Annotated in this window: 10 protein-coding genes; 8 read left to right on the forward strand and 2 right to left on the reverse strand. The window is 55.2% G+C overall.

Going from position 1 to position 18,478, the window contains the following annotated elements; translation table 11 throughout:
• Positions 1-94: 94 nt before the first annotated feature.
• Entirely contained in the window at positions 95-1,558 is a 1,464-nt protein-coding gene (locus R3C20_15775) for a DUF1501 domain-containing protein (GenBank protein MEZ6041961.1), read from the reverse strand.
• A 306-nt stretch (positions 1,559-1,864) separates the two neighbouring features.
• Here R3C20_15775 and R3C20_15780 point away from each other — a divergent pair, with 306 nt between their 5' ends.
• From R3C20_15780 to R3C20_15805, 6 genes are all read left to right on the forward strand, one after another.
• Positions 1,865-2,365, forward strand: a complete 501-nt coding sequence (locus R3C20_15780) for a DinB family protein (protein ID MEZ6041962.1) — start codon at positions 1,865-1,867, stop codon at positions 2,363-2,365.
• Positions 2,366-2,646: 281 nt separating this feature from the next.
• Positions 2,647-4,932 carry a protein kinase gene (locus tag R3C20_15785; GenBank protein ID MEZ6041963.1) on the forward strand — a complete coding sequence of 762 codons (2,286 nt, stop codon included), beginning with the start codon at positions 2,647-2,649 and terminating at the stop codon, positions 4,930-4,932.
• An 18-nt stretch (positions 4,933-4,950) separates the two neighbouring features.
• Entirely contained in the window at positions 4,951-6,360 is a 1,410-nt protein-coding gene (locus R3C20_15790; protein MEZ6041964.1) for a hypothetical protein, read from the forward strand.
• Positions 6,361-6,369: 9 nt separating this feature from the next.
• Positions 6,370-7,158 carry a 5'/3'-nucleotidase SurE gene (gene surE, locus R3C20_15795; protein ID MEZ6041965.1) on the forward strand — a complete coding sequence of 263 codons (789 nt, stop codon included), beginning with the start codon at positions 6,370-6,372 and terminating at the stop codon, positions 7,156-7,158.
• 153 nt (positions 7,159-7,311) lie between these two features.
• Positions 7,312-8,259 (forward strand): ribose-phosphate pyrophosphokinase, encoded by a 948-nt coding sequence (locus R3C20_15800; GenBank protein ID MEZ6041966.1) that lies wholly within the window; start codon positions 7,312-7,314, stop codon positions 8,257-8,259.
• Between the two features lie 422 nt (positions 8,260-8,681).
• Complete coding sequence (locus tag R3C20_15805) at positions 8,682-13,823, forward strand: PA14 domain-containing protein (GenBank protein MEZ6041967.1); 5,142 nt, start codon at positions 8,682-8,684, stop codon at positions 13,821-13,823.
• Positions 13,824-13,995: 172 nt separating this feature from the next.
• Here R3C20_15805 and glgX read toward each other — a convergent pair whose 3' ends face one another.
• Positions 13,996-16,230 carry a glycogen debranching protein GlgX gene (gene glgX / locus R3C20_15810; GenBank protein ID MEZ6041968.1) on the reverse strand — a complete coding sequence of 745 codons (2,235 nt, stop codon included), beginning with the start codon at positions 16,228-16,230 and terminating at the stop codon, positions 13,996-13,998.
• Between the two features lie 621 nt (positions 16,231-16,851).
• Here glgX and R3C20_15815 point away from each other — a divergent pair.
• Together R3C20_15815 and R3C20_15820 are read left to right on the forward strand one after the other, a co-directional pair.
• Positions 16,852-17,547, forward strand: coding sequence for a hypothetical protein (locus tag R3C20_15815; protein ID MEZ6041969.1), 696 nt, complete (start codon positions 16,852-16,854; stop codon positions 17,545-17,547).
• 37 nt (positions 17,548-17,584) lie between these two features.
• The gene (locus R3C20_15820; GenBank protein ID MEZ6041970.1) at positions 17,585-18,436 is read left to right on the forward strand and encodes a hypothetical protein; all 852 of its coding nucleotides are present in this window, start codon (positions 17,585-17,587) and stop codon (positions 18,434-18,436) included.
• Positions 18,437-18,478 lie beyond the last annotated feature (42 nt).

Here is an 18,478-nt window from a genome sequence, read left to right on the forward strand (position 1 = left end):
TGAAGCCCGTTGTTGGGTTATCTGCGAATCCCAGCGAGACAGATCCATCGATGGTCGGTCTCTTCTTACAGGCCGGGCAGACATCGCGGTTGACCTATGCAATAATGTCGTGGACGATGTGCCCGGCCAGGTCGGTTAATCGGAAGTCGCGGCCGTCGTATCGATAGGTGAGTCGTTCGTGGTCAAGACCCAGCAGGTGCAGTAATGTTGCGTGCAGGTCGTGCATGTGCACCCTTCCTTCGACGGCATTGTGCCCAATTTCGTCCGTGCTGCCCCACGCAAATCCTGGCTTGACGCCTCCGCCGGCAATGAAGACGCTGAATCCCCGCGGGTTATGATCACGCCCGTCATTGCTCTGATTGAACGGTGTTCGCCCGAATTCGCCTCCCCACCAAACGATGGTATCTTCCAGCAGACCACGTTGTTTCAGGTCAGTGAGCAGCCCTGCAACTGGTTTGTCCGTAGCCAGTGCGTGGTCGGCATGCTTGTGCATTCGGGAGTGCTGGTCCCATCGGGGATTTGGCGATTCGTCTGCGTAGTTCACCTGAACGAAACGGACTCCGGATTCTGACAGCCGGCGAGCCAGTAAACACTGTCGACCGAACTCGTCCGTCGGCTTGTCTCCAATGCCATACAGATCCAGCGTTGCGGAGGTTTCGCCACTCATGTCCATCACCACCGGTGCAGCCGTTTGCATACGGAATGCGAGTTCGTAACTGCGAATCACACTTTCCAGCTGACTGTCCTGCACCTGGCGACGATTCACCTGAGCCTGGCTGAGCTGCTGTGTGAGTCTGAAGCGTGTTTGCGATGATTCGGCAGACAGGTTTGGATTTCGGATATGATCAATCGTCATCTGGTCGATGGGTTTCCAGGATCGACCAATGGCTGTTCCCTGATACACCGATGGAAGGAACGCATTGGAATAGTTTCGGGGGCCGCCTTTTTCGTCTGATGGCTGCAGAGTCACGAATCCTGGCAGATCCTGATTTTCCGTGCCCAGGCCGTACATCAGCCAGGCTCCCATCGACGGACGCACCAGATTTGTAGCGCCGGTATGCAGAAACAACGTAGACGGACCGTGCGCGACTCCCTCCGTGTGCATCCCATGAAGAAAGCACAGGTCGTCGACGTGTCCGGCAATATGTGGAAACAGTGTGGATACCATCTGGCCGCACTGTCCATGGGGTGCAAAATCCCACATGGGCTTCATCAGCGTTCGCTGGGTCAGTTTTCCAAAATCGCCCGACCGTACACCGGTAAAATCGATGGTCTGACCGTCCCTCGCAAAAAGCTCGGGCTTATAGTCGAATGTATCCACCTGACTGGGGCCACCCTGCATAAAGATAAAGATGATCCGTTTTGCCCGAGGGGCAAACATCGGGTTCTTTGGCAGCAGCGTGTCGCCGGAAATGGCCGTTGATGTGGTACCTGATGCATCAGGCCGCGCTGAGGCACCCTGAGACGTTTGGCCGGCCAGCATCGCCTGAAGAGCCACAGATCCAAAACCGCAGGCCGTTGACCTGAGCATGTCGCGTCGGGTTGTGTTCGAAGGCATCACGAAAGTCTCAATGGCGGGCCGAGGTGGAATAGGTGTGACGCGATGAAACATCCCTTGTTCAATCACCGCGCCGGCAGGGTCTACATGTTGGGCAGAACTGCGCCGACCTGCAAGTCGAAGTCGTCAACATGGGCAGTTTTCACCTTCAGATGAACAAAACAGGCCTATTGCGCGCTCTGTGCCGTTGCGAGGGCAATCTTGATTCGGGATTTTCGCCCGATAAGAGCACAAACGCGGATGACGAAACCGTTCCGGGTGGGACAATGCCGGTGCGGAAATCACCGGGAATCTCAGGAGCACACGATGACACAGGAAGCCGGCAGCTGCGGGAATGAAAAGGAATCGATGAACGCTGCTGCGGCAGCAACCATAGACTCCTGGATTGAAGTGTGGCGGGAAAGGCTGAAGAAGATTCCGCATGATACGGCCCATCGCAAGCATTCGGCCGACCGTTGGTCGATTTCAGAAGTTGTCGGGCACCTGATCGATTCGGCATGCAACAATCATCAGCGATTTGTTCGCGCTCAATTTCGTGACTCGCTGGTGTTCCCGAAATACGATCAGAATCAATGGGCAAACGCCGGGCATTATCTTCACGCCGACTGGGGGAACCTGATTGAGCTTTGGTACTTTTATAACAAGCAGATCGCAATCATCATTCGCGACATGGACGCAGCCAAACTTCAAACTCCCTGCACGATCACTCCTTACGACACGTGTACGCTGCAGTTTCTGGTGACTGACTACGCGGACCACATGATTCATCACCTGAACAAGATCGACGAACGACTGACACGGGATTAGCTGTCCGTTCGAAACCAGGACAGGCACGCTGGACGACTGTCAACGATCGTGTTTTTCTGAATGCAGTCTGCTGTGAAATCGCAGGCAACAGTGACGTCGCAGGCTACAGTGACGTCACGGGCGTCTATGAAGGGGCAGAGAACGGTGAAGAGACAGGTAACGGTGAAGGGGCAGGCAAAGTGGGAAGCCAGACATCGGAGCGAGTCCTGGAAGGCAGACACGTGTCTGCTTGTCTGGAATAATGTTCATTCTGCAGGGGGACATTGATATGATCCCGGGCCATGCCTGACGCCACCCTGAAATCTTTCCTGAATCTGTTGAAGAAGAGCCAGCTGCTGAACAGTGATCAGCTGGCTTTGGCTGAATCCCTTGCGCGCGGAAGCGAGCGAGTCGGCGGACAGAATTCTCTGCCGGCTGCTGGCAACGAAGCAGCGGTGAATTCCCGGTCGGCAGCCGGACTGAACACGCCCGAACTTCTGGCAACTGAGCTCGTACGTCGAAAGATGCTGACGTCGTGGCAGCGCAGCCAGTTGCTGCAGGGCCAGTCCGGATTCGTGTTGCAGCAGTATCGACTTCAAAAGCCCATCGGGCGCGGTGGAATGGGCCATGTCTTCCAGGCCCTCGACACAAATACGAGAGCCATTGTCGCCATCAAGGTCATGGCAAAAAAGCTCACAGCCAATCAGACGCTGGTGAATCGTTTTCGGCGAGAAATCAAGGCGACATCCAGGCTCAACTGTCCACATATCGTTCGCACGCTGGATGGTGGTCGAGTTGGTGATATTGATTTCATGGTGATGGAATTCGTCAATGGAGATCAGCTGGACGATGTCACTCGCCGCATCCCCGAGTTACCGGTAGGGATCGCCTGCGACATCATTCGTCAGGCCGCACTGGGGCTGCAGCATGCCCATGAGCAAAAAATGGTTCACCGGGATATTAAGCCAGCCAATTTGATCATCGCCTGGTCGGACAAAGGCGATGGCACGGTCAAACTAATGGATATGGGGCTCGTGCGATTGTCGGAAGAATCGACCACTGACACGACGTCGGCAGAACGAGCGGCAACTCGGGCAGGGCAGGTCATGGGAACGCCCGACTACATGTCTCCCGAACAGGCTTGGGATACAGCGACGGCGGATATTCGAAGCGATATCTACAGTCTGGGTTGCTCATTTTTTCGAATGCTGACAGGCCGAATCCCCTTTCCCGGGGACAATCCCCTGCAGGTGTTGATGAATCGATGTTCGAAGGATGCCCCGTCCGCTCGCAGCCTTCGATCCGATCTTCCGGAAGAGATTAATGCCATTTGTCAGCGAATGACGCTGCGAGATCCGGACGCTCGATTTCAAACACCCGCGGAAGTTGCCGCGGCACTCGAACCCTTTTGCGAACCGCTTACGGTGGATGCATTAAGAAAGGCCGCTCGCACCGCAAAAGCAGAGGACCTGCTTCCATTAGAGCCATCGAAAGACAGCGCTGATGAAAAAGAAACCAGCTTTGCTCAGGATGCCAGCTACCAGCAGTTCCTGAAGGAAATGGAAAGTGGGGCGGCAGTCGATCTGCTGAATAGTCGATCCGCCCAGGCGGACGGACTTCCTGAACTGTCCATTGAAGCCGCGATGGCGAATACCGTTCCTGATTTTCGTCGTCCGACATCTCCTGTCCTGACCCAGCGCAAACAAAATCGGGCCGCATTCCGGCCGGGCCTGATTGCCGCAATTGCATCTGCCGTGGTCTTGTTGCCAGTGGGGTACATTCTTTTTTCACCGGATCCTCAAACCAGTCGAAACGATGTACCAGTCAATGGCTTGGTGGATGTGGAAAACAAAGGCCAGACGAAAGAGGCAAATGTCGATTTGCCAGCCGCGAGATTCGCATCCCCTGACCCTGTGGAAGTCAAGGCGGGCGACGTCGTAACATTCAGTCCTGAACTAAGTATCACGCGTCCGGCGAACCGCGGCGTACTGTTCTATCGACTTGGCCCTGAAGCCCCGACTGCCGCGACAATTGATGCCGAAACGGGTGATGTCACCTGGCAGACCACTGTGCTGCAAAAGCCTGTTCGCTACCAGATCCCAATTCAGCTGGTTTACGCCGCCGCCTCGACGACGCCTCCCGTCACCAATTCAGACGCGGGCAATATCATTGCCGACTGCACGCTGGAAGTCGCGGTGACACGCGAATCCTCTCGATTTGCCTTGCCAATCCTGCCGCCGCAGCGAATGCCCATCGGGGAGTCATCGCAGATTTCGTTTGCGACGAAATCGGAACTTCCTCCGGAAGCTGAACCGGAATATCAGGTTATCCGCGGGCTGATGCCTGGAATGCAACTGGATTCGGTCAATGGAATTTTGCGATGGAATCCCGCCAAACGGCAGATCGGACGGCATGTCCTGACCGTACAACTGACCGACAAGGCATCGGACCAAATCCTTGCCACAACCGTTTACGAAATTCGAGTCGTTCCGACGGTTTTCAGTATTCAGCTGATCGAACCAACAACCCGCTCTATTGCAGCCGGACAAACACTTCAGTTGAACCTTGTCGATGCCAGTGGAATGTGACTCCTGCGCGGAGTGCGTTTGAAGACCGATCCCGACAGCCCGCCGGGCGTCGTCATCGATCCGGGCACAGGTGTACTGAGCTGGGATGTGCCGAAGGATGTCTCCGGAAAACAAGTGATCAGGGTGTCGGCCGAGCCGCTGTTGCCGGACGTTGAATTTGCGACAGATGCCCGAACCGAAACATCCATCGTTGTGGACGTGCAGGGGTCGAGTACACCAGATGCCACGCAGATGACCGATGCTCGTACACCAGATGCCACGCAGATGACCGATGCTCGTCCACCAGATCCGGACGAAGTGGCGGCTGCGGCCAAAGAACTCGAAGAAGTCTATAAGCGGGAAGTCAGCCAGGCGCGGACCCCGGCGGCTCGATCAGAGCTGGCTCGCACATTGTTCCTGGTGAGTGCCGATAAGCCAGCCAGTGCGACGGACTATGCACTGCTGAATCTGGCTGAAGAGCTCGCATCCCGAGCGAAAGCTGCAGACATCATCCTTGATGTCAGGCAGCTTCGGCATCGTCGATATGGCGTTTCTGAGCTCGAGGAGCTGGAGCCTCTGTTCCGGACTTTCAGCAAGTCGGCTCTCAATCAGTTGCAGCAGGATGTTGTTGTCGAGCACACCGTTCGTCTTTGCAGAAATGCGGCCACGGCAGGAGACTGGGCTTCCATCGACCACATGGTTTCGTTTGCGAAGTCGCTTCTGAAAAATGCCGATGGCGTGGCAGAACAGCTGAATGACGATCTGAACACCGTCGCTGATCTTGCATCTCAGCTCAAATCGGCAGGAACAGGTTCGCTCGACCCTGCATCCCCCGATGCTTTACGCCGGGACGCACTCATTCAGAAACTGGATCGCTGGCAGTTTGAGCGGTTGTTCAGCGATCTGGAAAAGCTTTCGTTCTTCCAGGCTCGAAACACGGCGAACCCGCTTCCGCAGAATGGCAAACCTCAGTGGAAGCTGCAGGACGGGCGACTGACCTTCGACGCGTCTTCGCAGGACGGCGCGGCCGGTTTGATCGATGTTCAGCGTGAAGTGGATCGGTATGTGGTGCGTTTTGAAATGTCTGTCGAAACTACATCACTGCAGTTTATTTTCGGGGCGTCCAGAGATCAGAATTTATCGGCATTCACCCTGATTCTGGATGCAACAGCTCCGGGGCAGGTGCAGCGCGTTTCCGGAGGCACGGTCATCGCGCGGCCCGGTGTATCAGTCCCCGCCTCCGGCTTTACGAGGCGACGCGTGGAGATCATGGTCGATAAGTCATCCGTCCTGGCCCGGATGGATGGCGTCGTCATTACCAATACTCAGATCGCTGACCTGAATGCAGGGCGCATCGGTTTACTTGTGGCATTGCAGCAGCAATCATCCCTGCCACGACTTCAAATCCATGATGCTCGCATCCTGGTCCTTCCGGCTCCGGCAAACTGACAGAATGTTATGCAGTTTCTGATTACCAACGACGATGGCTACGACGCTCCTGGACTTGCGGCTCTGTATCACGCTCTGAAACCCATTGGTGATGTCGTTGTTGTGGCACCTGCGAAATGCCACAGTTCAAAGGGCCATGCGGTCGACACGAAAAACCCCATTCGGATCGAGCGTCGGAACGTCGAACCATTTGGCGAAATCTATATCGTTCATTCTTCTCCTGCCGACTGCATTCGGGTTGGTTTGCGACACGTGCTTTCATCTCCGCCCGATCGTGTCGTCGCGGGAATCAATCCCGGCGCCAATCTGGGGGTCGATCTTTATTATTCCGGAACGGCCGCGGCTGCTCGCGAAGCGGCTCTGATGAATGTGCCCGCCATCGCCACGTCCCGGTATTTCCGGGATGATGCGCCAATCGATTGGGAAATTCTGGGCAAACATGTCAACCGCGTGGTCCGGCGGCTTCTGGAACCTCAGTTCGATTTACCGGTCGGGCACTTCTGGAATGTCAATTTTCCGGCCATCCCCGGTGAAATATATCCCAACGAAATCTCTTTTGTTCCGCATGGCAGCGAACCCCACGCCGTCAGTTTTGAGGTCGTGGAAGAAGATGGTCAAAGTCAGGTGTTGCGGTATTCCGCAATGTACCGCGACCGTGGTCGCTCTGAGACCTGTGACGTGCGTCATCTGTTCGACAATCAGCTCACGGCCACCGCAGTTGGCCCTCATACCACGGCCAACCAGCAATTTCCTCACAACTCCGAAGTTTCTCCATTCCGCGCAGTTCTCCCGGATTGACGATTGGAACGCTGGATGTCAGGATGCTCGCATTCGATCGTGGTAAGCGTGCACCGTGCACGCAGATTTTGAGCAACCGGCGTGAGCGGCGACGCTTTTCGGCCCGGGCGCTCGACATTGGGTCAGGGGATCAGCCCCTGGTAAGCGTCGCTCATGTACGAAAATCTGACCATCCTGAGCGGGCGAGCTAATATCGATCTTGCCAGGGAAATCACGCAGTACCTTGGCATCGGACTGGGGCATGTCGACTGCAGCAACTTTCCGGACGGGGAAACAAGCGTCAAGCTGAACCAGAACATCCGAGGCAGCGACGTCTTTCTGATTCAGCCGACCTGCCCACCGGTTAATGACAATTTGTTCGAGCTACTGGTGATGATCGATGCCTGTCGTCGAGCCAGCGCGGCCAGAATAACTGCGGTGATTCCGTACTTCGGGTACGCCCGTCAGGATCGAAAAGATTCCGGACGTGTACCGATCACATCCAAGCTGATTGCGAATCTGATCACGACGGCCGGTGCGCATCGTGTTCTGACCATGGATTTGCATGCCGCCCAGATTCAGGGGTTCTTTGACGTCCCCGTCGACCACCTTTATGCGTCGCCAATTCTGGATCGGTATTTTCAGTCACTCAATATTCCCGACGATGAACTCGTGGTGGTCAGCCCGGACGAAGGCAGCATCAAGCGAAGTCTGCAGCATCAGGAACATCTGGGCGGTACGCTGGCCATCGTAGACAAGCGTCGCGCGAACGCCATGGAAACTCGCCAGGCAAATCTGATCGGCGGTCCCATCGAAGGCAAGACGGCGCTGATCTTTGATGACATGATCACCACAGCCGGCTCAATTTGCGGCGCGGTGAATGTCGTCCGACAGCACGGCGCGAAACGAATCTTTCTGGGAGCTTCCCACGCTGTTCTCTGCGGTCCCGCGATCGAACGCCTGCAGGCGGCAAATGTTGACGGTATCGTTGTTACAAATAGCTGCCCATTGTCTGCAACACAAAAACTACCCAATATCACCGTTGTGAGTGTTGCGGAACTGCTTGGTGAAGCCATCCGGCGCGTCCACCGCAACGAAAGCGTCAGCTACCTCTTCGATTGAACAGCTCCCTCGTGAAGAGTTCAGAGACTGGCGACGAGTTGTGATGTCGTGACGAACTTGTCAGCGTGCTGCGAGGGTTCGTGGCCCTGGCATCTGTCGTCCCCTCGCCAGAATCCCCGTTTCAGGTCGTCGGAAATTTCAGGCCGGAACGCGGACCAGGTGGCTGGTGTCGCCCATTGGCTTCACGTTCTGATCACACCGCCGGACGAGGACATTCGTATGTGCCCATACTGACCCCGAGACCATTCCGGGTTTGGTGTTCTGAGGAACGTCGAGTTGTCCAGGCCTTCCGTGGGGACCTTGATTGCATGGGATTGAGTGTTTCGACATGATGCTTGGCTTCCCGCCGCTTCTGCCGCAAAACGAGTTCAATGCTGGTGAAATCTTCTTCACCACATCTGAAGAATACCGGAGCCTGCCCTATGTTCGAACGTCGCTGCCCTTTGTCTGCCGGTTTGTGGTTGCTGCATCAAACACTGCACTTCGGCCTGGTCAGTGTGATGCTGCTCCCGTACTGCAAAACGGCTTCCGTTGTATCGGCCGCCGAATCAACATCTGCGGGCGATGTTCAGAGGCTCAGTTTGCACAAGGGTGATCGGATCGCAATCATTGGCAATACGCTGGCCGATCGCATGCAGCATTTCGGGCATGTTGAAGCGGCTCTGCACAATGCATTTCCGACGCACGAGCTTGTTATCAGAAACCTGGGTTTCAGCGGCGACACACTGACGACTCGCCCCCGATCCGATAATTTCGGAACTCCGGATGAATGGTTGAATCGCGTGAAAGCCGACGTGATTCTGGCTTTCTTTGGCTACAACGAATCGTTCGGTGACGAAGCAGGTCTGGATCAGTTTCGAAAAGAACTGACCGATTTTATCGAACACACTGTTGCTCAGCGTTACAACGGCCGCTCTGCGCCGCGACTGGTCCTCTTCTCTCCCACGGCCTGTGAGGACCTGAAATGGCCGCATGTGCCGGATGGTGTTGAAAACAACAAGCGACTGGCCATGTACACAAAGGCGATGCAATCGGTGGCCGAATCGAAAGGTGTTGCATTCGTCGATTTGTTTGCCGCAAGCCGGAAGATCTATGGCCTGGCCAACTGGGACGTCAGTGTGCTGCGCAACCTGGATGGTGTTGAGCGGGATCGATTCGGAAAAAAGCTGCCGCCTGAAGGGACGTCCGGAACCCTTGCCTTTCCCCCTGCGACCATCAATGGGGTGCATCTGGATGACTTTGGCTACCGCGGTCTTGCCGCGATCATCTCCGGAAGTTTGTTTCCGGAACAGGCGAACAGCGCCGCGAAGGCTCGTCTTGAGGCCATCCGAACTGCGGTGCTGGATAAGAATCTGCACTGGCACAATATCTATCGAGCGACCGACGGATACAGCGTCTTTGGCGGTCGATCGACATTGAAGTTTGTCGACGGCCAGACCAATTTCGAAGTCATGCAGCGCGAGCTGGAGATTCTGGATGCAATGGTTGCTAATCGTGATCGAGTTATCTGGAAAATCGCAGGCGGTGCCGATCCGAAAACAACCACTCCGGACGATTCCGGCGTGCCGCAGCCGCTTGAGGTCAAAACCAACAAACCGGGTGCACTGGATGGGGGACAGCACAGATTTCTCACCGGCGAAGAAGCCATTTCTGAAATGACCGTCCACAGCGGGATGTCGATTGGGTTGTTTGCGTCTGAAGAACAGTTTCCCGAGCTTGTCAATCCGGTTCAGAGCGCTGTCGATCCTGACGGCAGGCTCTGGGTCGCTGCGTGGCCCACTTATCCGCACTGGAATCCGCTGGGAGAAATGAATGACAAACTGCTGATTCTTCCGGACGATGACGGAGATGGAAAAGCAGATCGATGCATTACGTTTGCAGACGGGCTGCATAACCCAACCGGATTCGAATTCTGGAACGGTGGAGTTCTTGTCGCGATGGCACCGGATATCTTCTTCCTGAAGGATCTGGATGGCGACGACATCTGCGACGTTCGCGAACGCATGTTCCACGGACTGGATTCTGCAGATACGCATCACACAGCGAACAGCTTTGTGATGGGACCATCCGGTCGATACTACTTCTCCCGCGGAATCTTCCACTATGAAAACTTCGAAACGCCGTGGGGGCCAACATCACGATTCGGCAGCAGTCCGTGCGGTGTCTTTGAATTTGACCCGCTACGATTTGACATTCGGTTCCAGTTTCCGATCGGGCCAAACCCGCACGGCGATTGCTTCGATCAGTGGGGAAATCAATTTGCGACGGACGGCACCGGCGGCACCGGAGACTACATCGGGTTTCCCGGACATGGATCGCCCCGGAAGTTGTATCGCAAACGCGTCCGACCGGTCCCGGCGACGGTCATTCTGGACAGTCCGCACTTTCCGGAAGCCAATCGCGGCAACCTGCTGATTGCCAATGTGATCGGATTTCAGGGGGTTACTCAATATGAATTCGGTCGCGATGGCGCGAGCCTGCAGGCGACTGAAGTCGAACCTATCGTTTATTCGACGGACCCCAATTTTCGGCCGAGCGACATGGAAATCGCCGGAGACGGTTCACTTCTGATTCTGGACTGGCACAACCCATTGATCGGCCACATGCAGCACAATCTTCGTGACCCAAGTCGGGATCACGGACATGGTCGTGTCTACCGTGTGACTGCAAATAACCGTCCTGTCATTCCGGTGGCCAGAATGAGGGGGAAACCAGTGCAGGAAGTTGTTAGCCATCTTTCTGCCCCCACATTGTCCGAGCGCTACCGGGCACGACTGGAACTGACAGGCCGGAATCCTCAGGCCAGTACGGAAGCCGCTTCAGAATGGGCAGCACAGTTCGACGCTTCAAAGCCGGAGAACGCACGTCATCTGACCGAAGCACTGTGGGTGCATCAGCAGCATCGTGTGCCTGACATGGAGTTGCTCTCCCGAGTATTGGGGTCACCCGAACCCAACGCTCGCGCCGCAGCGGTCAAGGTGCTTGCAGAATGGTCCACGCCCAATCCTTCCCCTGCTGTGGCGGATGGTACCCCGCCGCTTCCGGTGGATGAAACGATTTCTATGCTGGTTGACCTTGCCAGCGATCCGAGTCCCATTGTGCGAGCGCAGGCTGTCATCGCTGCCGCGAATATCAATGCAGCTGGCAGTGCCGAAGTGATCTTTACGGTGATGCAGCATCCGACCGATGTTCAGATTGATTTTAATCTGAAAGAGGCCGCCCAAATGATGGACCTGAATGGTTACATCCGCGAGCAACTGGCAGCCGGCAATCCGCTTTCGGCAGCAGCAGAAGCGTTCGCCCTGTCGAACGCCAGCGTCGAAGAACTGTTGAAAATGCAGAAAACCGAAGCTGTTTATCGAGCGATTCTGACCCGTGAAAACGTGCCGGCTGAAACATTAAGGGCATCGCTGTCCGGCCTTGCAGAACTGAGCGGCAAGACGGAAATCGAAGAACTGTTCTCGCTCATTGAAGGCCTGAATGATGAGGCCAGTGTCAACATTTTGAACAGCCTGAGTCGTCTGCTGGCTAATCAGCCGACACAGCAGTTGGCGAGCGTACGCGATCGAATTGTCCGACTGGCGGTCACCACGCCGTCCGCAGAAACCCGACGGGTTTCTCTTGCCGCGTGGATGAACGTCGATGGAACCAGCGATGGTGTCTTTGAAGCCGTTGCAGAGAAAAAGGTGGAGCTTGAGGATGTGCTGCAGAGCACGACGCTGGTTTCATCGACGACAGCTCAGTCGTCTATGCGAAAGCAACTTCTGGATCTCATCCCCGAAATGCCCGGTCACAAAGGAGCAGTGCCATTGACCCGGCCGGGGCTGAAAGTGGACTTTTTCGCCCCCAGCACCACGAACGTTGCCCTGGAGACGCTGGCAGCCATGACGCCGAAAGCGTCGGGCACGGCCGACATCGTGACGATGGATCTGCCTATTCTTCTGACTCGCGATGCTTTCGCGCTGAGATTCACGGGACACGTGAAAATCGAAACGCCTGGTGAGTATACGTTCTTCATTGCGTCGGACGACGGTTCGCGTTTCTACCTCAACAATCAACTGCTGATCAACAACGACGGGCTGCATGGGATGGTGGAACGCAGCGGGACCGTGAATCTGACCGCTGGTCTGCATGCCATCACAACAACTTATTTTGACAACGGAGGTGGTGATGGTCTGCATATGTCCTGGAAGGGGCCGGGAATCGGGAAAGAGCAGATTCCGGCCAATGCCTTCGTCACTGCAGCCGACCAGACGCTGCAGGATCTTGGCATTGCGGCATTGATGCAATTGCCCGGCGATGGGGCAGCCAAAACGGGCATGCTGGCTCGACTGCTGAAAGACCGTGCTTCTGTGAATTCGGCATTACAGGCATTGAACACAATTGAAGCCGACGCGTGGCCGAAAGAACAGTATGGTCCGCTTGCCGAAGCAGCCGTCTCGTATCTGGCCAGTCGAGAGCCAGAGGAACGCAATTCGGATCAGGCTCAGTTGGCGCTGAAAATTGCCGATGCTCTCCGAACGCGACTTGATGAACCCGGACGAAGCCGATTCGAAAAGCGTCTATCGGAAGTCGTGGTACCGTTGATTGAAATCGGGACCGTGCGCGAACGGATGATCTACGACAAAGAGACCATCGTGGTCCAGTCAGGTAAGGCGGTTCAGTTTCGACTAACCAACACGGACAACATGCCGCACAACTTTGCGGTCGTCCTGCCAGGATCACTCGAAGAGGTCGGGGAACTCGCCGAAACCACCGGTCGTGATGCTGATGCAGCAGCGCGGCATTTCGTGCCCGTGAGCGATAAGATCCTTGCGTCCAGTGACCTGATGCAGCCCGAACAAACCGTGTCTGTGTTCTTTGAAGCTCCGGAAGAACCGGGCGTTTATCCCTACGTCTGCACGTACCCGGGCCATTGGCGCCGGATGTATGGCGCGCTCTATGTTGTTCAGGATCTTTCGTCCTGGGATGCGGATCCTGCCGCCTATATGGCGGCCCATCCGATGCCGGTGAAAGACACACTCCTGAAGTATCTTGGTCGCAACACCGACTGGCAGCTATCGGACCTGAAGGGAGATGCCATGCACCTGTCGCACCGAGCGAACAATTTCGCCGTTGGTCGGCAGTTGTTTAAGGTGGCCAGTTGTTCGGGGTGTCATAAGATGGCAAATGAGGGCACGAACGTGGGCCCCGATTTGACAAAGCTTCCCGTCGAGTACTCTGTCGTCGATGTTCTGGATCATATTCTGAATCCGTCGAAGAAAATTGACACCAGGTACCAGTCGAACACATTCGTTCTGACATCCGGCAAGGTGATTACAGGGCTGGTCATTGAAGACACCGATAAGGAAGTCCGGGTTGTGGACAACCCAACGACACCAGACAAGCCAGTGGTAATCAGAAAATCAGACATCGACGAGCGAAACGTGAGCGATGTCAGCATTATGCCCAGGGGAGTACTGAATAAGTTAACCCGGGAAGAGATTCTGGATCTGCTGGCATTTGTAGTGGCGAAAGGCGAAGCGCAGCACAAATTGTTTCAGACCCACGAACATCAACACTGATGACTGGACTCATCAGCGAAACGGACAGCCTTTGAGGAGAGACGCCAGGCCTGTCTTCCGAGAGATATCGACGGAGGACAGGCGAGCGTCCTGGATGCGACGCAAATCCCGCGACTTGTGGACGCCGGAAAGGGTTCCGGTTGTTGGACAGGCATCTTTGCCTGAGGATTCCTCAGGTCACCTCTGACTCACCGTCAACTGCGCTGGTTTTCTGGCGACGGACAGGCGGAAGCGGATGTGACTTGTGCAGCAGTTGCTTCAGCGGACTCCAGTTGGTTTTCAGCTGCAGCACAACAACGCTGCGATCCTGAAGCGGATAGGTATTGTCGTGTGAGAACGCGATTTGTTCGGTTCGTGGAAGGCTGGTGTCGATGAGTGAGATCCAGCGTTCCGATGGTTTGTGATGCGGCAGTCGGAAGTCGATCTTCTCCGGGTTTGAGTTGAACAGTACCAGAAGAGTATCCCCGGAGATTGGTTTGCCGCGATCGTCCACTTCGTCGATCGATGCACCATTCAGCCGCATTCCCAGTGCACGAACAGTTCCGGAATGCCATTCGTGGTCTGCAATCTCAACGCCCGCCGGCGTCAGCCATGCAATGTCTTTGACACCGGCACCGCGAATTCGTCGCCCCTGAAAGAAGTTCCTGCGTTTGAGTACAGGTTGTTTATGCCAGAGCGTTGTGAGCTCTCGGCAGAATTTCAGGAAGTGCTGATCGGCATCCTCGCCCCATTGCAGCCAGCTGATTTCATTGTCCTGGCAGTACGCATTGTTGTTCCCATGCTGCGTATGGCCGAGTTCGTCACCGCCACGCAACATGGGGACGCCCTGTGAGAGCATCAGCGTCGCCATGATATTCTTTCGCTGTTTCAGGCGGAGCGCGTTGATTTCGGCATCGTCCGTCTCGCCTTCGACCCCGCAATTCCAGCTGTTGTTATGACTATCGCCGTCGCGATTGTCTTCCAGATTCGCCAGGTTACGTTTTTCGTGATAGCTGACCAGGTCCCGCAGACAGAATCCGTCATGCGCAGTCACGAAGTTGATGCTTGCATACGGCTTTCGGCCATTGTGCTGATACAGGTCACTGCTGCCCGTGAGTCGAGTTGCAAGCTCGGACATGGCTCCCCCGTCCCCGGCCCAGAATCGACGAACGGTATCCCGATATCGTCCGTTCCACTCAGACCACAGATGTGGAAAGTTGCCAACCTGATAACCGCCACTTCCCAGGTCCCACGGTTCCGCGATGAGCTTCACCTGAGACAAGACCGGGTCCTGAAGAATGATGTCAAAGAAGGCACTCAGCTTGTCGACATCATGTAGTTCCCGGGCCAGGGCGCTGCACAAATCAAAGCGGAAGCCATCAACGTGCATTTCCTGAACCCAATACCTCAAACTGTCCATGATCAGCTGAAGCACTCGTGGGCACTGCATGTTGAGCGTGTTGCCGCAGCCGGTGAAGTCCTGGTAGTAGCGACGATTATTGGGCATCAGCCGATAGTACGATGCGTTGTCGATTCCCCGCATGGATAGTGTCGGTCCGAGCTCATTGCCCTCACCCGTATGGTTATAGACCACATCCAGAATGACTTCGATGCCCGACTGATGAAGCCGTTTCACCATGTTTTTAAATTCATGAATGACTTCTTCAGGCTGACTGGCGGCGGCGTAGCGACTGTCAGGAGCGAAAAACGAAAGGGTGTTGTAGCCCCAATAGTTCGACAAACCATTGGCGACCAGGTGTCGATCGTCGACGTGGTAGTGGATCGGCATTAATTCAACCGCCGTCACCCCCAGTTTTTTCAGGTGGTTAATTGCTGCACGCGAAGCCAGTCCGGAATACGTGCCGCGAATTGGTTCCGGCACATCCGGGTGCAGCTGAGAGAATCCTTTGACGTGGGTTTCGTAAATGAGCGTCTGGTGCCAGGGCGTTCTTGGATGTCGATCACGGCCCCATCGAAAATCGGAATCCACAACAACGGCCAACGGCGCACACCACGCATTGTCGCGGTCATCCATCATCAGGTCCGCGTCGCTGTGGGACACCTGATAACCAAACATCGCATCCGACCATTCAATGCCACGGCCGATTGACCGAGCGTAGGGGTCGAGCAGAATCTTGTGAGGATTGAATCGATGCCCGGCGTGTGGATCGTATGGTCCGTGCACTCGGTAACCGTATAACTGGCCAGGACGGACATCGGGCATGTAGGCATGCCAAACCAGATCGGTCTGCTCACGAAGCGGAATGCAAAAGGACTCAGAACGATCATTGACGTTCCTGAAGAGACACAGTTCCACTTTGGTCGCATGTTCCGAATACAGCGCAAAGTTCACACCACCTCCGTCCCACGTGGCGCCCAGAGGAAACGGTTTGCCCGGCCATACTCTCAATTCCGCGTGTGATGCCATGGTTTTTCAGATGTATCGAAATGGGAGAGATTGCGATCTGGCTCGGCCTGGCCCGCAAGTTGCCCCAAAGGAGGTTCGTCGAGCGTTGCAGAGAACCAGAAACTGAAGTTGGCCTGTTTTTGTGCTCCGGGTTTCTTCAAGTTATCGACGCATCCGGCACGACATGCATGATCCACCTAACCAGCACCGCAGGTTTCTCGCAAAAGAACCACCCAGACTGCTTAATCGGCATGAATCCCTTCAACACAACGGAACACTTGATCAGTATGATTGGTGCGTGCGGAGGGTTTGAAGAATCCGGTTAGGCGGACTGTGAGTGAATTCGACACCTTGACCGGGGGCTTTCACGGGTTGTTTGGTACTCCGACCCATCGAACAGCCTTGACCCTGACCGATACTCAGCTTCGAACCTCTTTTGTGCGCGCTTCAACAGCCGGACGAACGGTTTGAGTTGAGTGATATTGGAAGAAGCCGTCCAGTTTCTGTTTGACTCTGTTTTTGTTGCACATTTGAATACGCAAGCTGCGTGCTTCCGGGAAGCTGCAGAGAATTTAGGGCCAGGCGTCGCGGTGCGTGAGCTGGTCTTTGACGATTACCGAACAACGAAGCCCCTTGGACACCATGAAAAACAGCATCTTCAAAGTAATGGCTGTGATCATGACCGTCGTTTCGGTCACGTTGGCAGGGATGGCGTGGGTGGCGAATTTCAATTCTCCGCACCACTTGTCCGAGATGTCGACGGAGCCGATGCAGGATTACACGTTCGAAAAAGGGGTTGGGATTGAGCCCACCTGGACTGTGACTCGCCGTGTAGGTGAGCCAGGCACTCTGGGTTCACCGTCTCCGAATCCGTACGAAGCGATTATTAAGGCACACAAGGACCTTCAGTCCCGCAAGCAAGCCGCGACAACCGAAGCCAACGATCGGGTTGCGTTGCTGACAAACGCAGATAATGGACTGATTCCAAGCTTCAAAGCGTCTCAGGAACAGGATCAGGCAGCAATGACGGTTCGGCGTCAGCAGCTTGAGCAGGCTTTAACGCAAGTGAAAGCTCAACTGTTGAAGTTGTCCGAAGAACTACAAGCGTTATCCGTTCAGTCAAAGGCCATTCGGGACGAAACCGATGTTCGACGCACAGACGTGAGTCGCTTGCGAAACGAACTGGAAGAAGCCCGGACGGATCTTTACCGCCTGGATCAGTTGAAGCGTGAATTGACGGATCGACTGGTTCGTCTGCAGATCGAAAATCAAACCCTGAATGAACGTCAGGAGCAGCTGTCATCCCAAACGAATGGCGCTGGCGGTTCGCAAATCTGAATCAAATGGGTCTGAATGAGGTTATCGGAGTAGCTCGATGAACAATGTCGTCGGCAAAACATTGGTTGTACTCAACCTGGTTTTCAGCCTGCTTTTCGTATGTTTTGCGGGAGCCGTTTATTCGTTCAGCCAAAGCTGGCGATCAAAGGCACTCGATGCGCAGTCTACGATTGCGACCCTGAACCAAAACATCGATGAGTTGAAGAGTCAGCAGCAGGAGGAGCTGGAGACACTGAAACAGGAGTCTCTGGCGTTCAAGGATCGCGCTGAAACATCGGAAGCCATGGTGACTCGGCTGAATACCAACATCAACGCCATCCAGGGGCAGTTGGCTCAGGCGCAGCAGCAGCGCGATAAACATCTGGCTGACCTTCAGGTTGCACAGGCAGAGTCAAAAGCCCGAATCCTGGAAGCCGCTGATCTTCAGCGAGAAACCAAGAAGCTGCGGGACACGATCGGCGAGCAAATCTCGCAGATTCGTGAGAAAGAAGACCTGAACCTCACACTGTCCGGCAAAGTCGCAGAAGCCTCAGAGCTGCTGGCGAGTTCCGATGAAGAAATTGCTCGACTTCGTGATTTGTGCCGCCAGAACAAGATCAATCCTCGACAGGCGGTCGTCGGACCGGTGCCAGCTGACAAGACGAATGTCGACGGCAAGGTGCTCGCCACCCGGCAGAACGAATCCCGCAGTGCGGAACTCGTTCATATTTCAATCGGTGAAGACGATTACGTCTCTGAGGGAATGACAATGACGGTCTACCGAAGCGGCGAATACCTCGGTCAGATTCGGATCATTGATGTCTATCCGGACAACGCGGTTGGTATGGTCATAGAGAAAACTCGAAGCGGCGTGATCGCTCGAGGCGATAACGTGACGACTCGCATCTGAGTGCGAGCTGCCAGCCAGTTTGCGAACATCAATCAGGTTTAT

The organism is Planctomycetaceae bacterium (genome assembly GCA_041398825.1).
GTDB lineage: Bacteria > Planctomycetota > Planctomycetia > Planctomycetales > Planctomycetaceae > F1-80-MAGs062.

Bases quoted from the DNA above. Each gene is read 5' to 3' on its own strand.
- R3C20_15775 (MEZ6041961.1), bottom strand. From the start codon at position 1,558: ATGCCTTCGAACACAACCCGACGCGACATGCTCAGGTCAACGGCCTGC.
- R3C20_15780 (MEZ6041962.1), top strand. From the start codon at position 1,865: ATGACACAGGAAGCCGGCAGCTGCGGGAATGAAAAGGAATCGATGAAC.
- R3C20_15785 (MEZ6041963.1), top strand. From the start codon at position 2,647: ATGCCTGACGCCACCCTGAAATCTTTCCTGAATCTGTTGAAGAAGAGC.
- surE (MEZ6041965.1), top strand. From the start codon at position 6,370: ATGCAGTTTCTGATTACCAACGACGATGGCTACGACGCTCCTGGACTT.
- R3C20_15800 (MEZ6041966.1), top strand. From the start codon at position 7,312: ATGTACGAAAATCTGACCATCCTGAGCGGGCGAGCTAATATCGATCTT.
- R3C20_15805 (MEZ6041967.1), top strand. From the start codon at position 8,682: ATGTTCGAACGTCGCTGCCCTTTGTCTGCCGGTTTGTGGTTGCTGCAT.
- glgX (MEZ6041968.1), bottom strand. From the start codon at position 16,230: ATGGCATCACACGCGGAATTGAGAGTATGGCCGGGCAAACCGTTTCCT.
- R3C20_15815 (MEZ6041969.1), top strand. From the start codon at position 16,852: ATGAAAAACAGCATCTTCAAAGTAATGGCTGTGATCATGACCGTCGTT.
- R3C20_15820 (MEZ6041970.1), top strand. From the start codon at position 17,585: ATGAACAATGTCGTCGGCAAAACATTGGTTGTACTCAACCTGGTTTTC.